This window comes from Brevibacterium oceani, assembly GCF_013623835.1.
GTDB classification, from domain to species: Bacteria; Actinomycetota; Actinomycetes; order Actinomycetales; family Brevibacteriaceae; genus Brevibacterium; species Brevibacterium oceani.
Window position 1 is genome coordinate 366,362 of record NZ_JABKDE010000003.1, and the last position, 25,862, is coordinate 392,223.

At 65.8% G+C, this 25,862-nt stretch carries 22 protein-coding genes and 2 pseudogenes; 13 read left to right on the forward strand and 11 right to left on the reverse strand.

Going from position 1 to position 25,862, the window contains the following annotated elements; translation table 11 throughout:
• The first annotated feature begins 108 nt into the window (after nucleotides 1-108).
• The 5 genes from HK401_RS08140 (at nucleotide 109) to HK401_RS08160 (ending at nucleotide 5,301) form a co-directional block, all read left to right on the forward strand.
• A complete protein-coding gene (locus HK401_RS08140) occupies nucleotides 109-768 on the forward strand; it encodes a GntR family transcriptional regulator (protein ID WP_181274162.1) in 660 nt (219 codons plus the stop codon).
• A gap of 106 nt (nucleotides 769-874) precedes the next feature.
• Complete coding sequence (locus tag HK401_RS08145) at nucleotides 875-1,918, forward strand: CE1 family esterase (RefSeq protein WP_181274163.1); 1,044 nt, start codon at nucleotides 875-877, stop codon at nucleotides 1,916-1,918.
• Between the two features lie 121 nt (nucleotides 1,919-2,039).
• Nucleotides 2,040-2,762, forward strand: a complete 723-nt coding sequence (locus HK401_RS08150; protein ID WP_181274164.1) for a FadR/GntR family transcriptional regulator — start codon at nucleotides 2,040-2,042, stop codon at nucleotides 2,760-2,762.
• Nucleotides 2,759-3,619: a creatininase family protein gene (locus tag HK401_RS08155; RefSeq protein ID WP_181274165.1), complete on the forward strand. Its 861-nt coding sequence runs from the start codon at nucleotides 2,759-2,761 to the stop codon at nucleotides 3,617-3,619. Before HK401_RS08150 ends, HK401_RS08155 begins: the two co-directional genes overlap by 4 nt.
• Before the next feature lie 143 nt (nucleotides 3,620-3,762).
• Nucleotides 3,763-5,301: an AbgT family transporter gene (locus tag HK401_RS08160; protein ID WP_181274166.1), complete on the forward strand. Its 1,539-nt coding sequence runs from the start codon at nucleotides 3,763-3,765 to the stop codon at nucleotides 5,299-5,301.
• Between the two features lie 56 nt (nucleotides 5,302-5,357).
• Here the strand turns inward: HK401_RS08160 and HK401_RS20450 are convergent, their stop codons facing one another.
• Nucleotides 5,358-5,843 (reverse strand): M20/M25/M40 family metallo-hydrolase, encoded by a 486-nt coding sequence (locus HK401_RS20450; protein ID WP_373563645.1) that lies wholly within the window; start codon nucleotides 5,841-5,843, stop codon nucleotides 5,358-5,360.
• A 221-nt stretch (nucleotides 5,844-6,064) separates the two neighbouring features.
• Nucleotides 6,065-6,505, reverse strand: a pseudogene (locus tag HK401_RS21155) (M20/M25/M40 family metallo-hydrolase); the annotation flags it as partial.
• Between the two features lie 165 nt (nucleotides 6,506-6,670).
• On the opposite strand from HK401_RS21155, the gene HK401_RS08175 reads away from it, so the two are divergent.
• From HK401_RS08175 to HK401_RS08190, 4 genes are read left to right on the forward strand one after another with little or no spacing between them, the layout of a single operon-like run.
• Nucleotides 6,671-7,888: a LysR substrate-binding domain-containing protein gene (locus HK401_RS08175; RefSeq protein ID WP_219921804.1), complete on the forward strand. Its 1,218-nt coding sequence runs from the start codon at nucleotides 6,671-6,673 to the stop codon at nucleotides 7,886-7,888.
• A complete protein-coding gene (locus HK401_RS08180) occupies nucleotides 7,869-8,483 on the forward strand; it encodes a DUF6230 family protein (RefSeq protein ID WP_181274169.1) in 615 nt (204 codons plus the stop codon). Before HK401_RS08175 ends, HK401_RS08180 begins: the two co-directional genes overlap by 20 nt.
• Nucleotides 8,483-9,100 carry a DUF6114 domain-containing protein gene (locus HK401_RS08185; protein WP_181274170.1) on the forward strand — a complete coding sequence of 206 codons (618 nt, stop codon included), beginning with the start codon at nucleotides 8,483-8,485 and terminating at the stop codon, nucleotides 9,098-9,100. Before HK401_RS08180 ends, HK401_RS08185 begins: the two co-directional genes overlap by 1 nt.
• Nucleotides 9,097-9,942: a hypothetical protein gene (locus HK401_RS08190; RefSeq protein WP_181274171.1), complete on the forward strand. Its 846-nt coding sequence runs from the start codon at nucleotides 9,097-9,099 to the stop codon at nucleotides 9,940-9,942. Before HK401_RS08185 ends, HK401_RS08190 begins: the two co-directional genes overlap by 4 nt.
• Nucleotides 9,943-10,075: 133 nt before the next feature.
• On the opposite strand, the gene HK401_RS08195 is transcribed toward HK401_RS08190, so the two are convergent.
• From HK401_RS08195 to eat, 6 genes are all read right to left on the reverse strand, one after another.
• On the reverse strand, nucleotides 10,076-10,828 hold the full coding sequence (locus HK401_RS08195) for a type 1 glutamine amidotransferase (RefSeq protein WP_181274172.1): 753 nt from the start codon (nucleotides 10,826-10,828) through the stop codon (nucleotides 10,076-10,078).
• Between the two features lie 105 nt (nucleotides 10,829-10,933).
• Complete coding sequence (locus HK401_RS08200) at nucleotides 10,934-11,710, reverse strand: 3-oxoacyl-ACP reductase (protein WP_181274173.1); 777 nt, start codon at nucleotides 11,708-11,710, stop codon at nucleotides 10,934-10,936.
• A 56-nt stretch (nucleotides 11,711-11,766) separates the two neighbouring features.
• Nucleotides 11,767-13,134: an aldehyde dehydrogenase family protein gene (locus HK401_RS08205; protein WP_181274174.1), complete on the reverse strand. Its 1,368-nt coding sequence runs from the start codon at nucleotides 13,132-13,134 to the stop codon at nucleotides 11,767-11,769.
• Entirely contained in the window at nucleotides 13,131-13,907 is a 777-nt protein-coding gene (locus HK401_RS08210) for a gamma-glutamyl-gamma-aminobutyrate hydrolase family protein (protein WP_181274175.1), read from the reverse strand. Before HK401_RS08210 ends, HK401_RS08205 begins: the two co-directional genes overlap by 4 nt.
• Nucleotides 13,888-15,306: a glutamine synthetase family protein gene (locus HK401_RS08215; protein ID WP_181274176.1), complete on the reverse strand. Its 1,419-nt coding sequence runs from the start codon at nucleotides 15,304-15,306 to the stop codon at nucleotides 13,888-13,890. The genes HK401_RS08210 and HK401_RS08215 overlap by 20 nt, the downstream gene beginning before the upstream one ends.
• A 66-nt stretch (nucleotides 15,307-15,372) precedes the next feature.
• Entirely contained in the window at nucleotides 15,373-16,809 is a 1,437-nt protein-coding gene (eat, locus tag HK401_RS08220; RefSeq protein ID WP_181274177.1) for an ethanolamine permease, read from the reverse strand.
• 172 nt (nucleotides 16,810-16,981) lie between these two features.
• Here eat and HK401_RS08225 point away from each other — a divergent pair, with 172 nt between their 5' ends.
• Nucleotides 16,982-17,824 (forward strand): FadR/GntR family transcriptional regulator, encoded by an 843-nt coding sequence (locus HK401_RS08225; protein WP_246490538.1) that lies wholly within the window; start codon nucleotides 16,982-16,984, stop codon nucleotides 17,822-17,824.
• A gap of 104 nt (nucleotides 17,825-17,928) precedes the next feature.
• The gene (locus HK401_RS08230; protein WP_181274178.1) at nucleotides 17,929-18,744 is read left to right on the forward strand and encodes a MerR family transcriptional regulator; all 816 of its coding nucleotides are present in this window, start codon (nucleotides 17,929-17,931) and stop codon (nucleotides 18,742-18,744) included.
• 170 nt (nucleotides 18,745-18,914) lie between these two features.
• On the opposite strand, the pseudogene HK401_RS08235 reads toward HK401_RS08230, so the two are convergent.
• Nucleotides 18,915-19,367, reverse strand: a pseudogene (locus HK401_RS08235) (DUF2871 domain-containing protein).
• 148 nt (nucleotides 19,368-19,515) lie between these two features.
• Between HK401_RS08235 and HK401_RS08240 the strand changes: the two are divergent.
• Nucleotides 19,516-20,001 carry a hypothetical protein gene (locus HK401_RS08240; protein ID WP_181274179.1) on the forward strand — a complete coding sequence of 162 codons (486 nt, stop codon included), beginning with the start codon at nucleotides 19,516-19,518 and terminating at the stop codon, nucleotides 19,999-20,001.
• Between the two features lie 32 nt (nucleotides 20,002-20,033).
• Here the strand turns inward: HK401_RS08240 and HK401_RS08245 are convergent, their stop codons facing one another.
• The gene (locus tag HK401_RS08245) at nucleotides 20,034-21,470 is read right to left on the reverse strand and encodes an 8-oxoguanine deaminase (protein ID WP_258234078.1); all 1,437 of its coding nucleotides are present in this window, start codon (nucleotides 21,468-21,470) and stop codon (nucleotides 20,034-20,036) included.
• 384 nt (nucleotides 21,471-21,854) lie between these two features.
• Here HK401_RS08245 and HK401_RS08250 point away from each other — a divergent pair, with 384 nt between their 5' ends.
• Nucleotides 21,855-23,465: a nucleobase:cation symporter-2 family protein gene (locus HK401_RS08250; RefSeq protein WP_181274180.1), complete on the forward strand. Its 1,611-nt coding sequence runs from the start codon at nucleotides 21,855-21,857 to the stop codon at nucleotides 23,463-23,465.
• 39 nt (nucleotides 23,466-23,504) lie between these two features.
• Here the strand turns inward: HK401_RS08250 and HK401_RS08255 are convergent, their stop codons facing one another.
• The gene (locus HK401_RS08255; protein WP_181274181.1) at nucleotides 23,505-25,607 is read right to left on the reverse strand and encodes an HNH endonuclease signature motif containing protein; all 2,103 of its coding nucleotides are present in this window, start codon (nucleotides 25,605-25,607) and stop codon (nucleotides 23,505-23,507) included.
• Nucleotides 25,608-25,862: the final 255 nt, after the last annotated feature.

Here is a 25,862-nt window from a genome sequence, read left to right on the forward strand (position 1 = left end):
TCCAGTGATATGCAATATATTGCATTCTGCTGATGGTTACAATGGGTCAGAGTTCGAGTCCCATCCCGCGGGACGAGACCTGCCCACTCAGAGACAAGGTGACCGAGCGTGCCGATCCCCACGGATTCCCCCGCCCCGCAGCGCAGCCTGCTGCGCGATAACGTCTATCGGTCGATCCGCGACGCCATCGTCCGCGGCCAGCTCGCCCCGGGGGAACAGCTGCGCGATCAGGAGCTCGGCGCCTGGCTCCAGGTGTCCAGAACCCCCGTGCGCGAGGCGCTCCAACGGTTGGCGCAGGCCGGACTCGTCGTGGCGGAGCCGGGCCGGATGACGCGCGTGGCCCCTGAGGATCCGGAACTCATCCTCGCGGCCCGGCAGATCGCCTCCGAACTCCACGGTCTAGCGGTCGACCTCGCCTTTCCCTCCCTCGACGAGGTGGCTCTGAATGAGATGGAGCAGGCGAACGGCCGATTGAGCGCGGCCCTCGCGACCGGCGATGCCGAGGCGGCGATTGCGGCCGATGACGACTTCCACGAGGTGGCCCTCACTCGATCCGGGAATCCCCTCATTCCCGATCACCTCGAGGTCGTCACCGCCACTCTGCGCCGAGCGGAGTTCCTGCACTTCGAATCGGTGAAGGGATCAGCCTCTCCGGAGCAGCACACCGAGATCATCGCCGCCGTCGGTGCCGGCGAGCAGGCGCATGCCGTCGCACTGACAAAGGCGAACTGGTCGACCATCGAAGGGGATTCGCCGCAGAGCAACTGACGCCGACGAGCGCATACAGCGGATCGCTGCTCTTCTAGTCATCTGATGACTTGTGCTAGAGTCCTCACCACGATCACCGACGATCAAAGGACTGACGATGTCATCAATGACGAAACGCATCACGACCGCCCTGCTCGCGACCGCCGCGAGCGCTGCTCTGCTGACGGGCACAGCTGCGGCCTCAGGAATGCCCGCCACCACACAGACCGCACCTGCGCATTCTGCCGCCGCTCAAACCATCGGCAAGAAAGCATCGACGATACCGGCCGCCCCGTCGGCCGGCTGCGGCACCGAGCAGACCCCGGGCAACGACGAACGGAGCATCACCTCGGGCGGCAAGGAGCGGAGCTATCGGATCAACATCCCCCGCGACTATGACGCCTCGACCCCGCTGCCGCTCGTCCTCGGGTTCCACGGCAACGGCTCCGACGGGGCCGAGTTCCAGAACTACACGGGCCTGCCGACCCTGCCGGCGATCACCGTCTTCCCCGACGGCGATCTCAACGACGGCAAACGATCCTGGCAGGGCGCCCCCTATGCCAGCGGCGCCGATGACGTCGCATTCACTGCCGATATGCTCGATTCGATCGAATCCGAACACTGCATCGACCTCAATCGCGTCTTCGCCACCGGCAAGTCGAACGGCGGCGGCATGGTCTCCGTGCTCGCCTGCCACCTGCGCGATCGCTTCTCGGCCTTCGCTCCCGTCGCCGGCGCCTACTACCCGCAGTCGACCGAGGACTGCGACGACAAGACGCCGACACCGGTCCTCGCGATCCACGGCACCGGCGATGAGACCATGCACTACGAGGGCGGCCACCGGCAGGGCGAGGACTATCCGGGAGTGCGCGAGTGGATCCAGCCCTGGGTCGACGCTGCGGGCTGCCGCGTGATGACCGAACGCAACGTCGGGCGGAAGGGCGAGGACGTCACCCGCACGCGCTGGAAGAAGTGCGACGGACCGGCCGGGAAGCACCCGGGAGAGGCGGCCGAGGTCGAACTCTATTCCGTCGCCGACGGCGGTCACGTCTGGCCCGGTGAGATCGTCTACAGCGGCGGCGGCTACGTCACCGAACACTTCTCGGCCACAGATACGGTCTGGGACTTCTTCGACAGCCACCCGGGGCCAACACAGGGACCGACCAAGTGACCACGAAGCACCACCCCCGGAGCCGACTCGACAGCGACCATCTGGGCCGCGGCCAGAAGTGACCGTTGACACATTCGATCCCAAAGTGATTAGATGACTTAAACACTTGAAGGAGAGTGCCATGCCAGCATCCATCGGACTCGTCGAACGCCTCACCCGCGAGATCGTCGAGACCATCCGCACCGAGAACCTCCAGCCCGGCCAGAGCCTGCCTTCGGCGAAGGTCCTCGCCGAGCGGTTCGAGGTCACCGTGCCCACCGTCCGCGAGGCGCTGCGCCGTCTCGAGGCCACCGGTTCGGTCGAGCTCAAGCACGGTTCGGGCACCTACGTTCGGGAGGCGATCAACCGCCGCATCCTCGACAATCCGCACTATGTGCCCGTGGACCTCGCCGCAGCCATCGAGCTCCTCGACGCGCGCATCGCCATCGAACCCGGCATCGCCGAGCTCGCCGCCTCCGTCCAGGACTCCGACGCCGTGACCTCGATGACCTCGGCACTCGACAATGCCCTCCAGGTCGAGACCGCCGTACCGGCCGGACACTTCCACGTCGAGCTCGCCCGGGCCTCGGGCAACCGCGCCCTGCACGAGATGCTCGTGTCCCTGCTCGCGATCCACTCGCGCACTCAACAGGCGGCACGCACCACCTACGACCGCCTGCGCGACCACGACGAGCACGCCGACATCCTCGACGCGATCCGCCGCGGCGACGGCTTCGAAGCCGCCCACCGCACGCGCAAACACCTCGAGGCGATCAAGGCCACGGTCCTCGCCGACTGGAACGACGACGCCGAACCTGACACCGAACGACCCCAGGAACCTGACACAGAAGGGCCCCAGCGATGACCCGCCCCACGCTCACGGGCATCCGCCCGCACGTCCGTGACTACGCCGAACTCACCTCTCTCGAGGTCGAGGTGGCCAAGGAGCGCAGCAGCCTGCTCATCCTGCCGGTCGGCGCGACCGAACAGCACGGCGACGGCCTGCCGCTGGGCACCGACAGCATCCGCGCGGACCACGTCGCCCGCGCCGTCGTCGACCGCCTCCACCAAACAGACCGTCTCCACGAAGCAGACCTCCTCCACGAAGCGGACGGCCACGACGCAGGCGACGCGTCCGGCAGCGCCTTCGTTCTGCCGAGCATCGACTACGGCGTCTCCCCGCACCACCGGTTCCTGCCCGGCACCGTCAACATCGGGCCCCGACTCTTCGTCGACCTCGTCACCTCGGTGGCGAGCCAGCTCGCCGACGCGGGCTTCGACAAGATCCTCGTCATCACCGGCCACGGCGGAAACATGGCCGCGCTCGGAGTCGCCCAGCAGACCCTGCTCGGCACCCATCCGGATCTCGTCTTCGCCTACTCCCCCGTCTCCGCCCTGGCGACCTCGTCGACCGCAGCCCTGCCGCGCACCGAAATCAGCGGCCACTGCGGAGAATCCGAGACCTCGCAGATGCTCGCCATCGACGAACGTCTCGTCGACACCGCCCACCTGAACCCGGGGGCCACGACACTGGCCGATCTCGACCCGCGGTCACGACTGAGCAGGACGAAGTCGCCGTCGACGGCCGTGACCTTCGACCGCTACGCCGAGAACGGGGTCCTGGGCGACCCACGGACGGCCACGGCCACGGCCGGGGAAGGCATCCTCGGCGAGGTCATCGACACACTCGTCGCCTACTGCCGGGAGATGCAGAGACTCTAACCAGCCCACCGACCCGTCCGACCAGCCACCAGACCACCGATCCTTCCAGACCAATGGAGTTCACGGGCCCAGCCGAGTCCTGCCCGAAAACTCCCCCGGACCGGACCGCCAGGACCGATCCGCCGGACCCTCAGGAGCCCGCCATGGAAACGACCACACCCACCACGAAGAACTCCGAGCAGGAGAAGCTCCCGCTCGTCATCCGCGCCCTCAACGTCATCGAGGTCGTCGGCAACAAGCTGCCGAACCCGTTCTGGCTGTTCTGGATCCTCGCCGCGATCCTCGCCGTGTGCAGCCTCATCCTCTCGGCGGTCGGCGCCGGGGTGAAGGATCCGGGCACCGGCGACTGGACCCCGGTGCACAACCTTCTCAGCGGCGACGGCGTCGCAATGGCCGTGAGCACCGCGCTCGACGCCTACCAGTCCTTCCCTCCGCTGATCACGATCATGGTCGTCATCATGGGCGTGGCTCTGGCCGAACGCACCGGCCTGCTGTCGACGGCGATGAAGGTCTCGATCGCCCGGGTCCCCGCCGGACTCATCGTGTTCACCGTCGCGTTCATGGGCACGGTCTCCCACGTCGCCTCGGCGGCGGCCTACGTCATCCTCGTCCCGCTCGGCGGGATGGTGTTCAAGGCCGTGGGCCGCTCCCCCGTCCTCGGCGTCATCGTCGCCTACACCTCGATCGCCTCCGGCTACGATGCGAGTCCGATCCCGACCCCCAACGACGCGATCTTCGCGGGCATCACATCCGCCGCTGCGAACATCATCGACCCCGATTACATCGTCACTCCGATCGGCAACTGGTACTTCAACATCGCCAGTTCCATCCTGCTCGCCGTCGTCATCACCATCGTCACCGAGCTCGTGCTGACCAAGCGCGACAACCTCGAAGCCGATGAGGACGCCGAATACGAAGACCTCGTCATCTCCGACAAGGAGCGCAACGCTCTGCGCCTGGCCATGTTCGCCGTCATCGCCGCGGTCATCGCCATCGTCGTCCTCGTCGTCCCCGACGGCGCCCCGCTGCGCGGCGACGGTCCGTTCGGCGAGTCCCCGTTCCTCACCGGCATCGCCTTCCTCATCGCCCTGCTCTTCGGCATCGGCGGCATCGTCTACGGCTTCCGCGAGGGCTCGATCGAGACCTGGTCCGACGTCCCGAAGCTCATGGGTCAGGGGCTGGCGTCGATCGCCGGCGTCCTCGTCCTCTTCTTCGCCATCGCCCAGTTCCTCGAGTACTTCGAGTGGACGAACATCGGCATGCTCGTCTCCGTCTCGGTCTCCGAGCTCTTCACCGGGCTCGGCCTGCCGACCTGGGTCGTCTTCATCCTCGTCCTGCTCGTCCTCTCGGTCGTCAACGTGCTCATCACCTCCGGTTCGGCGATGTGGGCGATCATGGCCCCGGTCATCGTGCCGCTGCTCATGCTCCTCGAGGTCCCACCCGAGACCTCGCAGGCGATCTTCCGCATCGCCGACTCCGGCTCGACGGCGATCACCCCGATGAGCCCGTACTTCATCCTCGCGCTCGGCTTCATGCAGAAGTACCAGAAGAACGCCGGCATCGGCACGCTCGCCTCACACACCCTCCCGCTGGCCGTGTGCATGACGATCAGCTGGAGCCTGCTGTTCTTCCTCTGGTGGGGCCTGGGCATCCCGCTCGGCCCGGATGCGCCTGTGCGCTGATCCCCGGCAGATCGATTGCGGTCCCGACAGATCGATGACTGCCATCTGAGGTGGCCTCAGGCGCTCAGCTCCAGCGCCGCCGCGGCGAGGACCTCGACGCCGGCCCGGCAGTCTTCGGGAGTCGAGTATTCGCGCGGGTTGTGGCTGATTCCCTGATACTGCCCGCGGACGAAGACCATGGCAGCCGGGGCGATCGCGGCGATCTCCTGCGCGTCGTGGCCCGCACCGGACATCAGCCGCAGCGAGTCATAGCCGTGCTCCTTGGCCGCGGCCTCGAGCGCATCCTGCACGCCTTCGTCGAAGGGCACGGCCTTCGTCCTCGCCATCTGTGCGGTCTCGACCCGCAGGCCCGGTTGAGCCTCGGGGAGGGTGTCGAGGAAGGCAGCAAAATCCGCCTCGGCGCGGGCCATATCCGCATCGTCGGGGTTGCGCAGGTCGACGGTGAGTTCGGCCCGGTCGGGCACGACGCTCGGCAGACCGGGAGAGGTCGCGATGTGCCCGACGGTGGCCCGCAGGCGCCCACAGGCTCCGGAGTCGACCATTCGCCTGACCTCGACGACGATCTGCGCGGCGGCCAGTCCGGCGTCGATGCGCAGCTCCGTCGGGGTGGTTCCCGCGTGTGCGGCGGGTCGAGCAGCACGGGGCGGTCCCCGCGGAATCCGATGCGCATCAGTTCGTCGCCGAACCTCAGTCCGGCGGCGTCGGTGAGTCCGTAGGCGTAGTCAAGACCGAGGCGCCCCGCGGCAACGGCGGAGCCGAGCATGTCCGTGCCGAATCGCACGCCTTCCTCCTCGGTCCACGCGGCCACGACGATCGAGCGACGGGTCCGCAGGCCCGCCTCGGCGAAGGCACGGAGGACAGCCAGTCCGCCGAGGACTCCGAGGCAGCCGTCGAAGGCGCCAGCGGTGGCGACGGTGTCGATGTACGAGCCGATGAGAACCGGGGCGAGCTCGGGGTCCTCACCTTCCCGGCGCCCGAAGATCGAACCCATCTCATCGATCGTGACGTCGAGGTCGAGCTCCTCCATCCACGAAATCAGCAGCCGACGACCGGCACGGTCTTCGTCGGTCAGCGACTGGCGGTCGACGCCGACGAGGCCGGTCACCTCATCGTCGTAGGCGCCGATCGCGGCGAGTTCCGTGAGGTCGGCCCACAGGCGGTCTCCGTCGACGCGGAAGTCTGCGGAGGTGGTGTTGGCGGTCATTCACGAGTCCTTTCCTGGAAGTGTGCCGGCGGTCGGTTCGAGCCTACGGTCGCGCATTCATGTAATCGATAGAATATTTCTCACTACCATTCATGAATCTTTTCCATGTATTGACTCCGACCTCCTGATCCGGCGCCAACCCATGATTCGACGCCAACTGGAGGCATGATGCTCAGTCTCAGACGACTCCGCCTGCTGCGAGAGGTGGGAACCCGCGGCAGCCTCGCGGCGGCCGCCGCAGCCCTGGGCCAGGACCCATCATCGGTCTCCCACCAGCTCAAGATCCTCGAGACCGAGGTCGGGGCGGGGCTGCTCGAACGCGTGGGACGCGGCGTGCGCCTGACGGAAGAGGCGCAGATCCTCGTCACCCACACCGAGGTGGTCCTCCGTGAGCTCGAGGCGGCGGAGGCCGAGATCGCCGGGGTCCGGCACCGGGTGGGCGGCACCGTGCGCATCGCGGCCTTCCAGACGGCGCTGCACACGATCGTGCCGGGAGCGCTCACCCGGCTGGCTCGAAACCATCCGGATCTGGAGGTCACCACCACGCACATCCGCGCCGAGGCCGGGGTGCCGTCTCTGCTGGCCCGCGACTTCGACCTCGTCCTCCAGGAGGACTATCCCTCCAGGCCGGCTCGCCGCGACGAAGGAGTGGAGTCCAAGGCGCTCGGCGACGACGAACTCTGCCTCATCACTCCCGCCGCCGCCCGCGATTCCGCAACACGCGACTCCGCAGCCTCGCCGCCGCCCCTGGCCGAGTGCGCGCATCACTCCTGGGCCATGGAGCCGGCCGACACCCACGCGGGGCACTGGTCACGAGCCGAATGCCGGCGGGCAGGGTTCGAACCTCAGGCGACCGTGGAGTCTTCGGACAACGTCCTCCTCGTCCGGCTCGTCTCCATCGGCCTCGCCTCGGCGCTGGTTCCCCGAATGTCACTGAGAGCCGGCGCGGTCAGCGGCGGCATCGACCTCGAGTCGGTCTCGGTGAGTCCACTGCCGACACCTGCGAGCAGACGGATCTCGACGGCGATTCGACGCGGCAGCGCACGAACCCCCGGATCATCGCCCTGCGCGCCGCTCTGCACGACGAGCTCGAGCGACTCTGACGCCGGTGAGTCTGTCGACGTCCACGTTCGTGAACTCCGCACCAGCCCCGGCTGCGACCTGGGACGATACTCGCGCTTGCGTCACCCACAGGCCGGCTCCCTCCAGCGAACCCGACGCCGGAGGGCCTCGCACAGCGGGCCGGCGCGAAATTCGCGGTTGACGCGAAAACTACGGGCACGATACTGTCGGGTAATACCCCGTAGTAACATATGTCACAGTTGCCATGCCGACGCAGCCGTCGGACTCCAGAGGAGGATCAATGAAGTTCCCGAAGATTGAAGCCATCCGCAAGCTCGGCAAATCACATACAGGGCGGGTCGCCATGCTCGCGATTCCCACGGGAGTCGTTTCCGCCCTGCTCATGGGCGGGGTGGCCCAGGGCGCGGTTCCGGTGTCGTTCGCCATCTCCGGCACCCAGTTCAAGATCGCATCCTCGCAGCTCGAGGGAACCGGCTTCTCCCAGTACAGCGGCGTCGCCAAGGACGCTGATGGCAAGCAGCACCCGGTCGTCACCGCGAACATCAAGGATGCGACCCTGGAGAATCTCTGCCAGTCGGCAGTCCAGGATACTCCTCTGGGCAAGGTCGGCATCCTGATCAAGGCGGGCGGCAAAGGCACCCCTGCCTCGGCGAAGGACCTGCAGATCGGCATGACCGGCCTCAAGGGTGACGCTGAGTTCAAGAACATCCGCATCGGCGTCGACGCCTCCAAGGTCAATACGAAGGCCAAGGGCAGCAAGGGCGACTTCTCCCAGGACTCCGACACCGTCTCGATCAAGGACCTCAAGCAGGACTCGTGGTCGACCACGGCTTCGGTCTTCACACTCAAGGACATGTCTCTGAAGCTCACCGACGGATCCGAGACGTGCGACTGATGAAGGACTCAGCAGCCAACGGGCAGCCGACCGAAGAACGGGAGGCGACCGAACAGGAGGCCACCGTGCAGAAGTCGAGCCTGCTGGCGCTGTCTCGGCGGAGTCGACGCGCCAGTGAGCAGCACGACCACCCCGAATCCGACGTCGAGACGGCGGAGTTCGCCGCCGCGACGTCGGAGGCAGGGGTTGCTGACAGGAGCGAGGAAGCCGAGATGAGCGAAGGTGCCGAAGACCGCCGAGGATTCAAGCACTGGCGTCGGCAGCGTCCCTTCATCGGGGGTGTGCTTGCGGTCATCGGAGGAATCGAGCTGTTCTTCTCCGGTCAGTTGGACCTCGGCAACATGCAGATCCAGTTCGGCATCGAGGGACTGCAGGCGACGGTGCTTCCGATCGTCATCGTCGTCCTCGCTCTGCTCTCGATCTTCAGGCCCACGCACCATGTGTTCTACGGCATCATCGCGCTTGTGCTCGCTGTCTATTCGCTCATCGGAGTGAACCTCGGCGGATTCATCATCGGTATGCTGCTGTCCACCATCGGCTCGATCCTCATCGTCGCGTGGATGGGACCGCGCGAACCGAAGAAGAAGTCCGACGGCACCGAGGAGGGTTCCGGATGAGGGCACGCAGCCGCCGCACGGCCTCCCTCCTGGCGGCAGCTGCCCTCGTCGTCCCGGCGACGCTCGGAGTGGGAACGGTGTCAGCCGCGCAGGCTTCGCCGCTGTGCTTTCTGACGGACACGTGCAAGGATTCCGATTCGGGTGATTCCGATTCGGTCAAGAAGAACCCCGCACCGGCGGGGACCGTCTCGCCGGGCATGCCGACGAAGCCGACGGATGATCCCACCTCGAAGCCCTCTGAACCCGGTGAGCCGGAGCCTGGTCCCACGGACGAGCCGACCGATGAACCATCGGACTCGGCCTCGCCCGAACCCACCGATCCCGGTGGTCTGGGGCTCGGCGATCCCGACGATGACGGCGACGAGGATTCGGATAAGAAGCTCGACGGCAAATTCCCTGCGGACGCTCAGCGCGATGACAACGCTCCGGTCTTCACGAAGACGCCTGCGGCCATGGTGTCCGAGTCCCTGTCGTTCAAGGGTCTCAAGGGAATCTCCTTCGTCTCCGTGCCCACGTCAGACGGCGGGTCGATCGTCACCCTGAAGATCCAGGCCGACGAGATCTCCGTCGACGGGTTCTCACTCACGGTGAAACCGCCGGACGAGGACTCCGGGCTGGTGACCACGGCCGATAATATGACGCTCAAGGGCGATGTCACTGTGTACATCGGTTCGATCACCGCGACGACGAAGGACGGGAAGTCGCTGACCCTGGGTCCCGACACTCCGCCGGCCATGGATGACGTCAAGCCGGGCCTCCTGCGAGTCACGATGGGGCTCGTCGGAGCGACAGGAGATGGGATCTACTACACCAACACCGATCAGGAGCTCAAGGAAGCCTGATCGGTCGAGTCCGGCCGACCTCCGGGTCTCGGCCGACGACGAGGGAAGGCCGCGGTTCACTCCGCGGCCTTCCCTCGTTGTATGTGCGCCTTGTCGGGTCAGCAGTTCGTCGAATCGGTGGATCCTCGGACCCTCACCTCGAGCGGAGGAACTCCACAAACGCGGTGGCGAGTCGGCGGCCGCGTGCCTCGAGCTCACCGTCAGCGGCTTCGACCTCGACAATGATCGAATCCTCGGTCTTACCCGCTGGGAGGGCGAGGTCGTTCCCGTCGAGCCAGCGAGCGATCTGTCGCGCATCGGTCTCCGGGTGGAACTGCGTGCCCCACGCGAAGTCGCCGAGACGATAGGCCTGAACCGGCGCGTCCGAACCCGTGATCAGAAGTGCGGCCCCATCGGGCAGCGCCATCTCTTCCTGGTGGAAGAGGACCGCGGGCATCCGTTCTCCGGCCAGCGACCCGAAGACCGGGTCGGATTCCCCCGCCGAGGTGGCTCCCAGTTCGTAGATCCCGATCTGCGGGTGCGCCCGCCGAGAGATGGGGGCATCGGCGGCGAGCGCGAGCATCTCCCCGCCGAGGCAGATGTTCAGGCTCGGGAACTCTCCGCGGATCGACTCCCGCAACAGGTCCCTGACCTGCGGGAACCACGGATTGTCGGCGTCGTCGCTCGGGCCAGCGGACCCGCCGAGGACAATGAGTGCGTCGAATGCGCCGGTCCCACCGCGCTCGGCGCCCTGTGGATCGCGGACAAGCAGCTCGCCGGGGATCTCCTCGCCGAGGTACGGCCGGGTGACCACCACGTCGGCGCCGGCCTCTTCCAGCCACTGCCCGAACCTCTGCGGTCCGGTGCCGTTCTCATGTTCGATGGCAAGGATTCTCACGCTGCTCATGGCACCATTCTCACCCATCGGCTCGACTGCAAACGGGCCCCACCTCGGCGACGCCCCTCCGATAGCTCAATCAAGGAGATTCTGCCCCTCCTCCCCGCGCTGAACCTACTCCGCGGTGACATAGGCGGATGAGATTCCGCCGTCGACGGTGAAGGACGAAGCGTTGACGAAGGAGGAGTCGTCGCTGGCGAGGAAGGCCACGGCGGCGGCGATCTCCTCGGGCTCGGCGAACCGTCCTCCAGGGCAGTGGACGAGTCGGCGCTGTGCCTGCACCGGGTCCGAGGCGAAGAGTTCGCGCAACAGCGGTGTGTTCACCGGCCCCGGGCACAGGGCGTTGACCCGGATGCCGTCCTTGGCGAACTGGACGCCGAGCTCGCGGCTCATCGACAGCACTCCGCCCTTCGACGCCGAGTACGAGATCTGCGAGGTCGCGGCCCCCATGAGAGCGACGAAGGAGGCCGTGTTGATGACCGATCCGGACTTCTGCTTGACCATCTGCTCGAGCGCATACTTGCTGCACAGGTACACGGAGGTGAGGTTGACGGTCTGCACCTTCGACCACGCGGCGATATCGGTGGTGAGGATCGAATTGTCGTCGGTCGGGTTGATGCCGGCGTTGTTGAAGGCGACGTCGACACGACCATAGTGCTCGACGGTGCGCGCGAAGAGGTTCTTCACGTCCTCCTCATCGGCGACGTTGACGCGCACGAAAAGACCGCCGAGCTCGTCGGCTACCTCGGGACCGCGGACCTCGTCGAGGTCGCCGATGACGACCTTCGCACCTTCCTCGGTCAGCCGGCGGGCGCTGGCCAGCCCGATGCCGGAGGCTCCGCCGGTGATGACGCAGATCTTGTCAGTCAGTCGTGTTGCTGCAGTGGTCATGATTCTCCTGATGTTCGTGGTGGGTGTGATGGCAGGTGCAACGCGCAGCGCACCGGTCAGCGTGCTGGTCTGGTTGCGAAGAAGACGTTCTTGACCTCGGTGAATGCGGACACGGCGTCGGGACCGAGTTCACGGCCGAGGCCGGACTGTTTGAACCCGCCGAAAGGGGTCGAGTAGCGGACGGAGGAGTGCGAGTTCACCGACAGGTTGCCGGCCTCGACGCCGCGGGAGACCCGCATCGCCCGGTCGAGATCGTTCGTCCAGATCGATCCGGACAGCCCGTATTCGGTGTCATTGGCGATGCGCAGGGCATCGGCCTCGGTGTCGAAGGGAACGACTGAGAGCACGGGCCCGAAGATCTCCTCGCGGAAGTCCGCAGCTCGGACATCCGGTGGGGTGATCACCGTCGGCGGGAACCAGAATCCCGGACCTTCCGGCGCTGATCCGGTGAAGGCCACCTCGGCGGCGGCGACGTAGCCGGCGACCTTCTCCCGGTGGGCGGCGGTGGCGAGGGGACCCATGTCCGTGTCCTCCCGGCTCGGATCCGCGCAGGCGAACGAGCCGACCGACGACTCGAGCGCGGCCATGAAATCCTCGTAGATCCCACGCTGGACGAGCAGCCGGGAGCGTGAGCAGCAGTCCTGACCCGAGTTGTCGAAGACACCTCCCGGGGCGGCGGCCGCGGCGGCTGCGACATCAGCATCGTCGAAGACGATGTTCGCATTCTTTCCGCCGAGTTCGAGGGTGAGGTTCTTCACCTGCGCCGCGCAGCCGCTCATGATCGACTTGCCCACCTCGGTGGATCCGGTGAAGACGACCTTGCGCACGTCGGGGTGGGTGACGAAGCGCTCACCGACGACGGATCCCTTGCCGGGGATGATCTGCAGCACGCCCTCGGGCAGGCCTGCCTCGAGGGCGAGCTCGCCGAGGCGGATCGCGGTCAGCGGGGTGATCTCGGCGGGCTTGAGGACCACGGTGTTCCCGGCGGCCAGTGCCGGGGCGAATCCCCAGCCGGCGATCGGCATCGGGAAGTTCCAGGGGACGATGACGCCGACGACGCCGAGCGGTTCCGCGAAGGTGATGTTGACGCCGCCGTCGACGGGGATCTGACGGCCGAAGAGCCTCTCGGGCACCGCCGCGTAGTATTCGAGGACATCGCGGACGTTGCCGGCCTCCCACCTGGCGTTGCCGATCGTGTGGCCGGCGTTGGCGACTTCGAGCTGCGCGAGCTCCTCGTTCGCCGCATCGACCCTGTCGGCGAAGCGCCGCAGGATCCGGGCCCGATCGGCAGGGGCCACAGCCCGCCAGGACTCGTAGGCCCGCGCCGCCTTCGCGATCGCCCGGTCCGTCTCCTCGACATCGGCGAGTTCGACGTCCGTGATCGGCTCTTCCGTCGCCGGGTTGATGACCGTGTAGATGCTCACTTCGATGTTCTCCTCGTTGCTCTGTCTGCCATGTGCCGTCGGGCCGCCTCGACGAGGGCGCGCACGACTCGATCGTCGGTGGGGTCGTGTTCGGGATGCCATTGGACGGCGAAGAGCCAGCCCGCGTCCCGTTCCCTGTCCGGGGCTCGCTCGATGATCTCGATGAGACCTTCGGGACTGCGTCCCGTCACCCGCAGACCGGCGCCGAGGCGGTCGACCCCCTGATGGTGATAGCAGGGTGCCGTCGTCGCCTCGCCGAGGATCTCGTGGGCGAGCGACCCGGGGTCGGTCGTCACAGAGACCTGCCCGTAGACGCCGGGAGCGGGCTGGTAGTCCGAATGCCCGAGCGAGAACGGCAGATGCTGATCGAGCGTGCCGCCCGCCGCGACATTGATGACCTGGAGCCCCCGGCAGATGCCGAGCACGGGCAGGCCACGCTGCTGGGAAGCGGCCAGGAGCATGGTCTCGCTGGCGTCCCGGAACGGGTGGGACACGGTCGTCTCGTGCGGCCGCTGTCCGTACTCGGCGGCATCGACGTCGGCTCCGCCGGCGAGCAGGAGTCCGTCGAAGCGGTCGAGCACGGCCGGGGTCTGACCATGGGGAGGCAACAGCACGGGGATCGCCCCGCAGGCGGCGACCATGCGGACATAGTCGGCCGGGATGAGGGCCGCCTCGGTGTCCCACACACCCCATTGCGCCCGCTGCATATAGCAGCTGACGGCGATGACGGGCGTTGTCGGTTCGGCAGCGGGTTCAGAGTCGTTCGAAGCCACGGAGCCTCTCCCAGTCGGTCACGGTCGAGTTGTAGGCGTCGAGTTCGATGTCGGCGGCGTGCACGTAGTGGCGGACGACGAAGTCTCCGAAGGCATCCTCGGCGACCTGTGAGCCCTCCAATCGGTCGCGCGCTCCCTTGAGAGTGGTCGGCAGGCGGTCGGCACCGGCAGTGTAGGCGTTGCCTTCGGTGATCGCGGGCAGCTCGAGGCCGTTCTCGATCCCGTGGAGCCCCGCCGCGATGAGAGCCGCAGTGGCGAGGTACGGGTTGAGATCGGCCCCGCCGACTCGGCATTCCACGCGCAGGGAGGGCCCCGAGCCGACGACGCGGAAGGCGCAGGTGCGGTTGTCGAAGCCCCAGGCGACGGCAGTCGGGGCGAACGAACCTTCGACGAAGCGCTTGTACGAGTTGATGTTCGGGGCGAAGAAGTAGGTGAAGTCCTCGATGCAGGCGAGCTGACCGGCGATGAACTGCTCCATGAGAGTGGAGAACCCGTGTTCGCGGTCTCCGGCCATGACCATATCGCCTTCAGCCGAGCGGAAGCTCAGGTGGATATGGCACGAGGAGCCCTCCTTCTGGTCGTATTTGGCCATGAAGGTGATCGACTTCCCGTGCTGGGCGGCGATCTCCTTCGCGCCGTTCTTGTACACCGCGTGATCGTCGCAGGCCGTGAGGGCGGGCTGATAGCGGAACGTGATCTCATGCTGGCCGAAGTTGCATTCGCCCTTCGCCCCTTCGACGAAGAGTCCCGCACCTGCCATCGAATTGCGGATGTCGCGCAGCAGAGGTTCGACACGGGCGGTGCCGAGCAGGGAATAGTCGACGTTGTATTGGTTCGAGGGCGTGACCTCGGTGTATTTCGAGGCGAAGGCCTCTTCGTAGCTCGAATCGAAGGTGATGAATTCGAGTTCGGTGCCGACATGGGCGCTCAGTCCGTGCTCGGCGAGGCGGGCGAGCTGTCTCTTCAGAATCTGCCGCGGGGAGGGTGCCACCTCGGTGCCGGTGGTCGTCAGGAGATCGCAGTTGACCATCGCACTGCCCGGCTGCCAGGGAAGGAGGCGCAGGGTCGCGAGATCGGGTTTCATCACCATGTCGCCGTAGCCGGTCTCCCAGGACGAGACCTCGTAGCCGTCCACGGTGTCCATATCGACATCGACCGCGAGCAGATAGTTGCAGCATTCTGAACCGTGGTCCATGACGTCCTCGAGGAAGAATTGGACGCCGAGCCGCTTGCCCTGCAGGCGGCCCATGTGATCGGTGATGGCGACGACCACGGTGTCGATCGTGCCCTCGGCAGCGAGGCGGCGGAGCTCGTCGACAGAGAGCGGATCGGCTTGGATCGACCCTCGGGACGTCCTCTGCTGTGAGGTGGGCGAGGTGGGTACCGGAATCTCGGTCATGCGTGGTTCCTTTGCTGTGGGGGGGGTGATGGACTGAGCGTGTGGGCGGGTGGCGGATCCGGCGGGTTATTTGAGGTCCTTCTCCGCGGCTTCGATCTGTGCGAACTCCTCTTCGGGGGCGCTCGCGACGAGGTGGTGGCGGGAGTAGAACCAGAAGTAGGCGAGCGCGATGAGGAAGACTCCGGCGGCGATGCCCGCGGCGAGGATGTCGACGAAGAAGGTGGCGATCACTGCCACCGAGGCGAGCACGAGGGCGATGGAGGTGGTCACGACGCCGCCGGGAGTCCGGTAGCCGCGGGGCAGATCGGGCTCTTTGAAGCGCAGGCGGATGTGGGAGAGGTTGAGCAGGACGTAGGAGACCGTAGCGCCGAAGACGGCGACGTTGAGGAGGACTCCGCCGTTGCCGTCAACGGCGATCGCGAGGATGAAGCCGATCGTGCCGGGGACGATGAGCGCGAGCACCGGGGTCTTGCGCTTGCCTGTCAGGGACAGCCACTTGGGCAGGTAGCCGGCGCGGGAGAGCGCGAACAGCTGCCGGGAGTACGCGAAGATGATCGAGAAGAAGCTCGCGATGAGCCCGGCCAGGCCCGCCCAGTTGACGAAGGTCGCCAGGGCCGAGTTCTCACCGTAGATCGTACGCAGAGCCTCGGGCAGAGGATTGTCGGAGACTCCCATCGCCGAGGCGCCGGCGAGTCCCGGGACGAGCGTGAGCATGAGTGCGCCGAAGACGACGAGGATCGCCATGGCCGTGATGATTCCGCGCGGCATGTCCTTCTTCGGGTTCGCCGATTCCTCCGCGGCGAGCGGCACGCCTTCGACGGCGAGGAAGAACCAGATCCCGAAGACGAGGGAGGCGAGGAGACCGGAGATGCCCATCGGCATGAACGCGGATGAGCCGAACGAGCCGGTGGGTTCGATGTCGAAGAGGTTGCTTGCATCGAAGTGGCCGACAGCGGCGACGACGAAGACGACAAGGGCGATGACCGCGACGGCGGTGATGACGAACATCAGTCGCAGCGCCTCGCCGACGCCCCATAGGTGGATTCCGATGAAGACCGCATAGGCGACGAGGTAGATCGTCCATGTCGGCACCGATTCGGGGAGGATGCCGAGCGCCTGGACGTAGCCGGCGATGAAGGTCGAGATCGCGGCCGGCGCCATCGTGTACTCGATGAGGATGGCCATGCCGGTGGCGAACCCGCCGAGCGGGCCGAGTGCGCGGCGGGCGAATCCATAGCCGGCGCCGGCGGTCGGCAGTGTGGAGGAGAGTTCGGCGAGGCCGAAGACCATGCACACGTACATCAGCCCCATGAGGAGGAAGGCGATGAGCAGACCGCCCCAGCCGCCTTCGGCCAGACCAAGGTTCCAGCCGGAGAAGTCTCCGGAGATGACGTAGGCGACGCCGAGTCCCGCGAGGAGGATCCAGCCGGCGGCACCCTTCTTCAGCTGCCGCTTCTCGAGGTAGTGCTCATCGACATTGCCGTATTCGATGTTCTTGCTCATGGCTGCCCCTCGGTGTTCTCGATGATCGGTGAGACGGTGAACGAGACGTTCAATGGATCAAGTTCATACCATTGACTGAGATCGAATGTAATCTGGACCACAATCGACTGTCAAGGATTTTCTGCTTGGATGGCAGGAGACGAGCGGCAGAAAGCCAGTGAAGGAGGCAACAGTGGAGCACGGTGAGAGCGGCGGTGAAGAGGTGACCGCAGCGCGTGCCGAGGGGACGAACCCTGTGGCTGCGCCGTCTTCAGCCGCAACCGCCACGCCCACTTCAGGGCCCGCGGCCGCACCTTCCTCCGGGTCGGCGCCCGCCCACTCGCGGGGCAATGTCTTCGAGCACACGATCGCGGCACTCCTCCGCGCCATCCGCCTGGGCCAGTACCTCGTCGGCGACAAGCTTCCTGCGGAGCGTGATCTCGCCGCCCGGATCAAGGTCTCGCGGGCCACGCTCCGGCAGGCGCTGAGCGAGCTCCAGACCGCGGGCATCGTCACGGTCCGACGGGGTCGCTACGGCGGAACGTTCGTCACGAGGCTGCCCTCTGCCGGCGACGACGCGACCGAAGGGAGCATCGATCCCGCCGAACTCGACGATGCCGTGCGGTTCAGGCATGTGCTCGAAACCGCCGCCGCCCGAATCGTCGCCTCGAGGACTCTCCAGTCCGCCGAGGTCGAAGCGCTCACCACGGCGGAGAGCGAATGTCGGGAAGTGTTCGGGGCACCAGGTGAGAGCGCCGAGAAGTTCCGCGCTCTCGATGCCCGCTTCCATCTCAGCATCGCCGAGCTCACGCGGATCCCCTCGCTTGTGGCCGCCTCCGCGAGCACCCGTGACCGGATCAACGCCCTGCTCGATCGGATTCCGTTCATCGAGACCAATGTCGAGCACTCGTGCGCCCAGCACGGTGAGATCCTCGATGCCGTCCTCGCCGGAGATCCCGAGCTGGCCGCGGAACTCGCCGCTCAGCATGCGGAGGGAACGGAACAGCTCCTGCGCGGATTCCTCGAGCACCAGTGACCGCCGCGCTTGCCCCCGGCACTCGACTCTGCACTGACATTCGCTCTTGCATCTGACACTGTGGCAGGTGGGTAGATGGTGTTGACGGCGAAGGAGTGGGGACTTTGAAGATCGGTGACTTCTCTCGGTTCGGGCAGGTATCCGTGCGGATGCTGCGCCACTACGAGTCGCTCGGCCTCCTCACCCCAGAGACGGTCGATGAGTTCACCGGCCATCGACGCTACGGTGCGGCGCAGCTGACGCGGCTCAACCGCATCATGGCGCTCAACGCCCTCGGGATACCGCTGCGGTCGATCGCCGGAGTGCTCGACTCCGAACTGAGTTCGGATGCACTCATCGAGATGCTCCACCGACGTCGTCATCAGCTGCTGGCCGAACAGTCGGCGGCAGTCTCCGCGCTGGCCGAAGTCGATTTTCGGCTGGCCCTCATCGAAAGGACGACCATGGACCACCCAGACTGCATCATCAAGGACCTGCCCCCGGAGAGGACCCTCGGACGCACGGTCCTCCTCGGCGAACCTCCGTTCGACACGGCCGAGATCGGCCCGCTGTTCGACTCTGCGGCAGACGCGATCACCGAGGCGGGAGGGGTGCCGACCATGGCGGTCGGCATCTACGCTGAAACGGAGTCGGGAACCGAAGTCACCTGCGGATTCCGCACCAGCACTCCAACAGCGGACAGCGCTTCCGTGAGCGGCGACAGCGGCAGTGGACCCGAGCTCGACATCGGCGAGCTGCCGTCGTGCACCGCGGCGACGCTCATCCACGAAGGTTCGATGAACCGGATCGGCGCCAGCTGGCAGCATCTGGCCGAATGGGCCCTCGCTCGGGGCTGGGAGCTCGTCGGACCATGCCGCGAGGTCTACCTCGAAACCGGTCCTGACTGGATCGTCGAGCTGCAACAGCCGGTGACCCGATAGCGGCGGAACCTCTCTGCTCGCTCGTTCAAGGCGAAGCGCACCCGTCGACCGGTGCACCGATCGATGAGTGCGCTTCGCCTTGAACGCCCCTGTTATCACCCTGGACCCGGGCCGCCTCGGCGAAGGTGTTCCCCTCGGCGAAAGTCCCGACTCACCGAGCTGCCGGAAGATTACAGGGCAGCCGCAGCCTCGATGCTGGGCGCTGCCGGTTCGGCGGCGCCGACGACCTTCCTGCGCAGGGCGAGGAAGAACAGGACGAGGCTGACGGACAGGGCGATGTGTCCGAGTCCTGCGATGCCGGCGATCATGGCATTGGACTCTTCGCCGAGGACGGTGAGCGAACCGTGCTAGACCATCATGCCCGCCGTCAGGACGACGCCGGCGTTGTAGAGTCAGAAGAACCACGAGAAGAGCTTCGTCCCGGACAGTCCGAACACCTTGTCGAGCGCAAGGACGATGAGGAGGACGATGAATCCGAGCGTGAGCACGTGGGTATGCACCACGCCGAGCTGAGTGAAGTCGCCTTCCGGGAAGTCGTTGGCCTTGGTGAACTCGCGGTAGAACAGACCCGCGAGGACACCGATAATCATGTATGCGCATGCCGCGTTGAATATCTTCTTCATGCTTCTACTTCATCAGGATCCGCCCCCCCCGCTTTCCTGACCCGCAGGATTGAACTCCGTCCCCAACTTTCGATTGACGTTCGGCCTCACACCCGCAGAAGCGCCGAATCAGGCGGAATCCGGACCGTTGCAGGGTTAGCCTGAAGTCATGTCCATGGAGAATCTGTTCTCGAAGATCGACCGCATCGCCGGCGGCAGCAAGGCCGGCATCATGGTCCCGGCCGAAGGCCTGTCGCATCCGAAGACGAAGCGGGCATTCGCCTGGATCACGTGGCTGCTCGTGTTCGAACTCGTCCTCGGCTTCGGGGCCGTGGTCTACGCGATCATCATCGCCAAAGCCGGACAACCCGTCCCGTTCGCCGTGTGGATGCGCACGATCGTCGTTCTCGGCATGACCGCCACCCTGTTCTACTTCTTCTGGCGCGCGACGAAGGGTCTCTACTGGGGCTACCAGCGTCTGCGCCTGTTCACGCAGATCTTCCCCGTCATCACCCTCGTCATGGCCGCGATCCCCGGACTCTACCCGGTGTGGATGGTCACCGAGCAGATCGTGTTCAGCCTCGTGATGATCGGCGTCGGCGACTTCCTCACCGGCGATCACCTGCGCGAAGTGTTCAAGAAACCCGAAGACTGAGCGACCGCGCTCCACCTCTGCGACGAGGCCTCTCAGCCCGCAATGAGGCGGCGTGCCTCCTCCTGGTGGGCGGCGATGAGGGCATCCTTGTCGAGTTCGACCCCGTCCGCACCGATCGCGTGGCCGTCGAGGACCCGCCATCTGCCGCCGACCATCACCCGGTCGGCTTTTTCCGCACCGCAGAGCACAAGCGCGGGGATCGGATCGTGCGCACCGGAGAACGCGAGACCGTCGAGGCGGAACATCGCGAGGTCGGCCTGCCGCCCGATGCCGATCGTTCCGATGTCGTCGCGACCGAGCGCGGCCGCCGATCCCTTCGTCGCCCAGTCGAGGACCCGATCGCAGTTGACCGCCTCGGCACCGTAGCGCAGACGCTGGATATAGAGGGCCTGGCGGACCTCGCGGATGAGGTTCGAGGCATCGTTCGAGGCCGAACCGTCGACGCCGAGGCCGACAGCCACTCCCGCGTCTTCGAGCTCGACCGCGCGCGCGATGCCTGAGGCCAGGCGCATGTTCGAGGTCGGACAGTGCGCGACGGAGGCTCCGGCGGCGCCGAGGCGGCGGATCTCCTCGTCGTCGAAGTGGACTCCGTGGGCCAGCCACGCACGATCACCCAACCAGCCGACGGATTCGAGGTAGTCGACGGTGCGCAAGCCGAAGCGCTCCCGGCAGAAGTCCTCTTCGTCGATGGTCTCGGCCAGATGCGTGTGGAGGCGGACATCGAGTTCGGCCGCCAGCGTCGCACTCTCGCGCATGAGTTCGGTGGTCACGGAGAACGGCGAGCAGGGGGCGAAGGCGATCTGGATCTGCGCGCCGGCACCGCGTTCGTGATGGGCCTCGACGAGGCGGCGGGAATCGGCGAGGATCACCTCGGCGTCCTGCACGGTCTGCTGCGGAGGCAGGCCGCCGTCCTTCTCACCCAGCGACATAGATCCGCGGGTGAGCATCGCCCGCATGCCGAGTGCGCGGACGACCTCGACCTGGATGTCGATGGCCTCGTCCATGCCCGTCGGGAACAGGTAATGATGGTCGGCAGCGGTCGTGCACCCGGATTCGAGGAGTTCGGCCATGGCCACGGTCGTCGCGAGCTCGAGGGCGCGCGGGGTCAGCCTCGCCCACACCGGATAGAGGTTCTGCAGCCACCCGAACAGCGGCAGATCCGCGACCGGGGCCCAGGCCCGGGTGAGTGTCTGATAGAAGTGATGATGCGTGTTGATCAGGCCCGGAGTGATGACGTGCTCGGAGGCGTCGACGATCTCGGAGACCGATTCCGCTCCGCCTTGGGGTTCGCCGCCGGCCGGGATGAGTTCGACGATGGTTCCGGTGGTGCGATCGACGACGATCCCACGCGCGGCGAGATTCGGATCGGCACCCGCGCCGAGGTGGACGACCAGAGGATCACGCAGCCACAGCCGCGCGGCCGCCTCGTCGGATGGGATACCATCCTGGGTCATGTCATTGCTGGTCATTGTGTCGCCTTTCGCTGCTCGAACCGTACGCTTCCGGTGAGTGGCGACAGGACTGGGGCCGACCGCCACCAGCTCAGGTTTTTCGGCGTCTGCTGCTCCGCCGTTCGATGACTCGAAGACCCGCCTCGGGATCGATAAGCTACCCCCGGGTACGAGTCGCATCGACAGACGTGTACTCTAGCATGTGCCCCAGGTCACGAAAATACCTTGCGGTGAGAATGGTATTCCTTTAGAGTTTTGCGATAAGGAAAATACTTTTCACATATTGGAAGATCGATCCCTCGGTCGCCGCGGTGCCCACTCACCGACACTGATGCTCGACAAGTCAGGCAGAGTGCACGAGAGCACAACCATCACCCGAGGATGAGCTCAACGGAGAGATAGATGTCGGTATCCCAGCAGTCACCACAGAACAAGCGGGCGTCGTCGGCCGCGAGGAAGTCGCGCAGGCCCGAGGACGAGCGGCTGCCCGTCGGCAGCTCGTTCGCCTACGGGCTGCAGCACGTCCTCACGATGTACGGCGGCATCATCGCCGTGCCGCTCATCATCGGCAAGGCCGCGGATCTCGATGGCAACGGCATCAGCGTGCTCATCGCGTCGTGCCTGTTCATGGGTGGTCTGGCGACCATTCTGCAGTCGGTGGGAGTGCCGTTCTTCGGTTCTCAGCTGCCGCTCGTCCAGGGCGTCTCCTTCGCCGGCGTCGCCACGATGACGTCGATCCTGGCCGGCGGTGACGGATTGCCAGCGGTCTTCGGTTCGGTGTTGGTCGCCTCGGTGATCGGTCTGATAGTGGCACCGGCCTTTGCGCTCATTGTGAAGTTCTTCCCTCCTGTGGTGACGGGTACGGTCATCACGACGATCGGCCTGTCACTCATGCCCGTCGCTGCGGGCTGGGCGATGGGCGGGGATGCGGAGGCCGCCGACTACGGCAGCATGCGCAACATCCTCATCGCCGTCGGCACGCTGGCCGTCGTGCTCATTCTCAGCCGAATTCCGGTCGCGATGGTCTCAAGACTGTCGATTCTGCTGGCCATCGTCATCGGCACGATCGGCTGCCTCGTGTTCGGCTGGGCCGACTTCTCGCATGTGCTCGATCGTGGTGTCTTCGCTTTCCCACAGCCGTTCGCCTTCGGCATGCCGACGTTCTCGGCAGCTGCGATCATCTCGATGTTCATCGTCATCATCGTCACCTTCGCCGAGACGACCGCGGACATCATCGCCGTCGGCGAGATCGTGAAGACCAAGGTCGATTCGAAGCGCATCGCGTCCGGGCTTCGCGCCGACATGCTCTCTTCAGCGGTCTCGCCGGTCTTCAATTCGTTCACGCAGTCGGCGTTCGCTCAGAATGTCGGTCTGGTCGCGATCACCGGTGTGAAGTCACGCTTCGTCGTCACAGCCGGCGGTGCGATCCTCGTGATCCTCGGTCTGCTGCCCGTGATGGGCGGAGTCGTCGCAGCGGTGCCGTCGCCTGTGCTCGGCGGAGCGGGCATCGTTCTCTTCGGAACCGTTGCCGCCTCGGGCATCCGCACGCTGTCGAAGGTCGAATACGAGGGCAATCTCAACATGATCATCGTCGCGGTCTCGCTGGCGTTCGGCATCATTCCTGTCGTCGAGCCCGACTTCTACAACTCATTCCCGTCGTGGGTCGGCATCATCCTCCACTCCGGCATCTCCTCGGCCACGCTCATGGCCGTGCTGCTCAATCTGGTCTTCAACCACATCGGCGTGAAGGCCAAGGACCGTTCGGATCGTTCGGTCTTCGTCGCCGGGACCGGTCGAGTCATCCGCAAGGAGGAGCTGCAGAGGCTGATCGACAACGAAGCCATCCTCACCGAGGGCGACACCGTCAAGGACGGCCGGATCATCGACGGCAACGGCGAAGAGGTGCCGGTCGTCACCGACGAACAGCATGAGAAGGTCATCGAGGCGGCGAAGAAGGGCGAGGTCCGGAACCAGGACGACGTCCGCCGCCTGATCGAGGAGGACGAAGGCTAGCCGCCGAAAGGTGCTGGCTGGGCAGACCGGTGCCACCTGTCAGAATGGCGGCGGTTCGTCCCGATCCCATCGGGGATCCTGATTCTCGTCGGCCGCTCTCTGCGACCGCTGTGCCCGTCCCGTCTCGTACTCCTCGACGGAGCCCACGTCGGCCACGGCATCGTTGTCGGGGCACATTTCGGCTCCGAACCCGTCGTCTGCGGCAAGCAGATCGGGCAATTCGGCATAGTTCTCCACCTGCCGTGCATGCTCGGCGTTGATCGGGTTGTCCGGCGGGTGCATCTTTGTCACGACACCGTGGCGGAAGGCATACTCCACCGCTCCGTCATCGGTCGACCTGACCGAGAACCTGCGGTCGGTCTTCCTCTGGTGGTCGGCTTTGCACAGCGGGTGCGTGTTCTCAAACGTCGTCTGCCCGCCCCGTGCCGGATCGTCGTGATCGAAGGGGATGATGTGGTCGATTTCCGAGGTCTCGGCGCGACGGGTGCATCCGGGAGCCGAGCACGACTGCCATTTCGCCGTCAGTGGCGCGCGCACGTCGGCTGGAATGTAGTAGCTCTTCGAGCGGGCGTCGATCGGTGTCCCCGTCGCCGGGTCCGTAAGGATCCGGTGCCAGGTCGGACTCTGAGCGGCCAGAACTCGCGCCGCTTCAGGCGGCACCGGGGAGCCGTCCGAGAACGTTCCCGGCAGCTCCGAGCGACCGATCGCAGTGAGGTAGGGCACCGACACCATCATCTTCGCTTGTTCCCTCACCCACTGCCCGTGAGTGGGCATGACGAGCTTGATGATCGTCTTGACCTCGGCACCGGCAGCTGCTACGGCCTCAGCTTCGCGCTGTGTCGTCCGCGCCGTGGCGTCGACCGCGTCCGCCGTGATGAGGTCGGTGGAGTCGGTCGCATCGAAGGCGAACTCCTTGGTGGTGGTCTCGCCGGTGGTCGTATCGTGCGCGGTCACCGCGATGGCCATCTGCGGGGTCGCACGCGTGGCGATGTCGAACATCAGGGCGGCGACGCTGTCCTGCTCGTCCATTTCGGTGCCAATGAGGTCCACGTCGGTGAATGCTGATATCTGGCCGTTGCGGATCGCGCGAGCGAAGGCTTCGATGCGCAGGTAGAACGCCTTGAGTTCCACGGCCGGGCCCATGAGGGTCACCGAGGCGGTGCCGTCGGAGTACGTGGTGATGTCGACATGGCGACGCTTGGAGGCGAGTTCGGTGCGATCGTCGACCGGGACGATCGCCGCGATCTTCAGGTTGAGAGACTTCCTGAAGGTCTCGAGGGTGATGTCCGCGCGACGCTCGGCCAGGTAGGCATCGAGGCGGGGAACGTGTTCGAAGCTGACGTCCTTAACGGCTCGAGTCGCGGAGAGCACGTGCTCGATGGTGAACTCGCCCTGGAGGCAGCGGTCAAGGAACTTCGGCAGCCCGAACACGAGCGTGATCGCGTTCGTGATCTCGTTGTAAGCGCCGTCGCTCGTTGCCCCGAGGACAGCGGCCAGCTCGGTGACTTCCTCGCGGGCGGTCAGCTCGTGAGCCCAGCTGTTGAACGACTTGTGGAGCTGGAACTTCGGGAAGTTCGGAAGCGGTTCCGCCAGTGCGCCCGTAGTGGGCTCGGTCCCGGCCGGATCGGTCGTGCTGCCCGAGTCCGCACCTTCGGAGCGAGTCTCGTCGGAATCGACGACGGCCGAACCAGCGGCGGACGCGCCTGAGGCATCGGTGTCGGCAGTGGTCTCAGCTTCGGCGTCGTCGACAGCGTCGGTTGCGACCCAGGGATCGTCTTCGTCGCGCTTGTTCGTCCGGCCTCCGTCGCGGACCGCGAGGAACCGTTCGGCCGTCTGGGTGAAGGTCGCGTGGTAGTAGATCTCGTCGGCGGGGGCGTAGCGCAGACGATCGAGGACTTCGGCCAGGAACAGGCCGGCGACGGCCTGGTAGTCGGCGATCTTGGCGCCTGAGCTCAGGCGGGCGATGCTCGCGACCACAGCCATGGGCGAATCAGGGTCGACGTCGAGGCGGCGCGGCGAATCGGAGCCGACCACTGGACGGGCGGAGGGCGAAACTGTGGCCTCGTCAGCCTCTCCGGCGTTGTTGGAGGCAGGGTCGAGACCGTCGTCGTTCGGGTTATGGGGGTCCGGGGAATCCTTCATCGGTCTCACCGCCTTTCACGTCGATGTGAATGCCTTAGATCAATTCTGCCTCTGAATCGAAGAAATGAATGTCACAATTCGATTACGAACAGAACTGTCTTTTTATTGAATTGTGTTTGCTGTTATTTGATGATTTGAAAACCAGGACAGATTCGAATGATCGAGCAGTGCGAGGCATCAAACGATTCGCTTCATCAGACGCCTCGTTTCATCGGACGATTCGAAGTCGAATCAGCATCCCCGGCGACCCCAGCA

Coding starts and splice junctions, on each gene's coding strand:
- HK401_RS08145 (WP_181274163.1), top strand. CDS start 875: ATGACGAAACGCATCACGACCGCCCTGCTCGCGACCGCCGCGAGCGCT.
- HK401_RS08150 (WP_181274164.1), top strand. CDS start 2,040: ATGCCAGCATCCATCGGACTCGTCGAACGCCTCACCCGCGAGATCGTC.
- HK401_RS08155 (WP_181274165.1), top strand. CDS start 2,759: ATGACCCGCCCCACGCTCACGGGCATCCGCCCGCACGTCCGTGACTAC.
- HK401_RS08160 (WP_181274166.1), top strand. CDS start 3,763: ATGGAAACGACCACACCCACCACGAAGAACTCCGAGCAGGAGAAGCTC.
- HK401_RS20450 (WP_373563645.1), bottom strand. CDS start 5,843: ATGGTCGACTCCGGAGCCTGTGGGCGCCTGCGGGCCACCGTCGGGCAC.
- HK401_RS08175 (WP_219921804.1), top strand. CDS start 6,671: ATGATGCTCAGTCTCAGACGACTCCGCCTGCTGCGAGAGGTGGGAACC.
- HK401_RS08180 (WP_181274169.1), top strand. CDS start 7,869: ATGAAGTTCCCGAAGATTGAAGCCATCCGCAAGCTCGGCAAATCACAT.
- HK401_RS08185 (WP_181274170.1), top strand. CDS start 8,483: ATGAAGGACTCAGCAGCCAACGGGCAGCCGACCGAAGAACGGGAGGCG.
- HK401_RS08190 (WP_181274171.1), top strand. CDS start 9,097: ATGAGGGCACGCAGCCGCCGCACGGCCTCCCTCCTGGCGGCAGCTGCC.
- HK401_RS08195 (WP_181274172.1), bottom strand. CDS start 10,828: ATGAGCAGCGTGAGAATCCTTGCCATCGAACATGAGAACGGCACCGGA.
- HK401_RS08200 (WP_181274173.1), bottom strand. CDS start 11,710: ATGACCACTGCAGCAACACGACTGACTGACAAGATCTGCGTCATCACC.
- HK401_RS08215 (WP_181274176.1), bottom strand. CDS start 15,306: ATGACCGAGATTCCGGTACCCACCTCGCCCACCTCACAGCAGAGGACG.
- eat (WP_181274177.1), bottom strand. CDS start 16,809: ATGAGCAAGAACATCGAATACGGCAATGTCGATGAGCACTACCTCGAG.
- HK401_RS08240 (WP_181274179.1), top strand. CDS start 19,516: ATGTCCATGGAGAATCTGTTCTCGAAGATCGACCGCATCGCCGGCGGC.
- HK401_RS08245 (WP_258234078.1), bottom strand. CDS start 21,470: ATGACCAGCAATGACATGACCCAGGATGGTATCCCATCCGACGAGGCG.
- HK401_RS08250 (WP_181274180.1), top strand. CDS start 21,855: ATGTCGGTATCCCAGCAGTCACCACAGAACAAGCGGGCGTCGTCGGCC.
- HK401_RS08255 (WP_181274181.1), bottom strand. CDS start 25,607: ATGAAGGATTCCCCGGACCCCCATAACCCGAACGACGACGGTCTCGAC.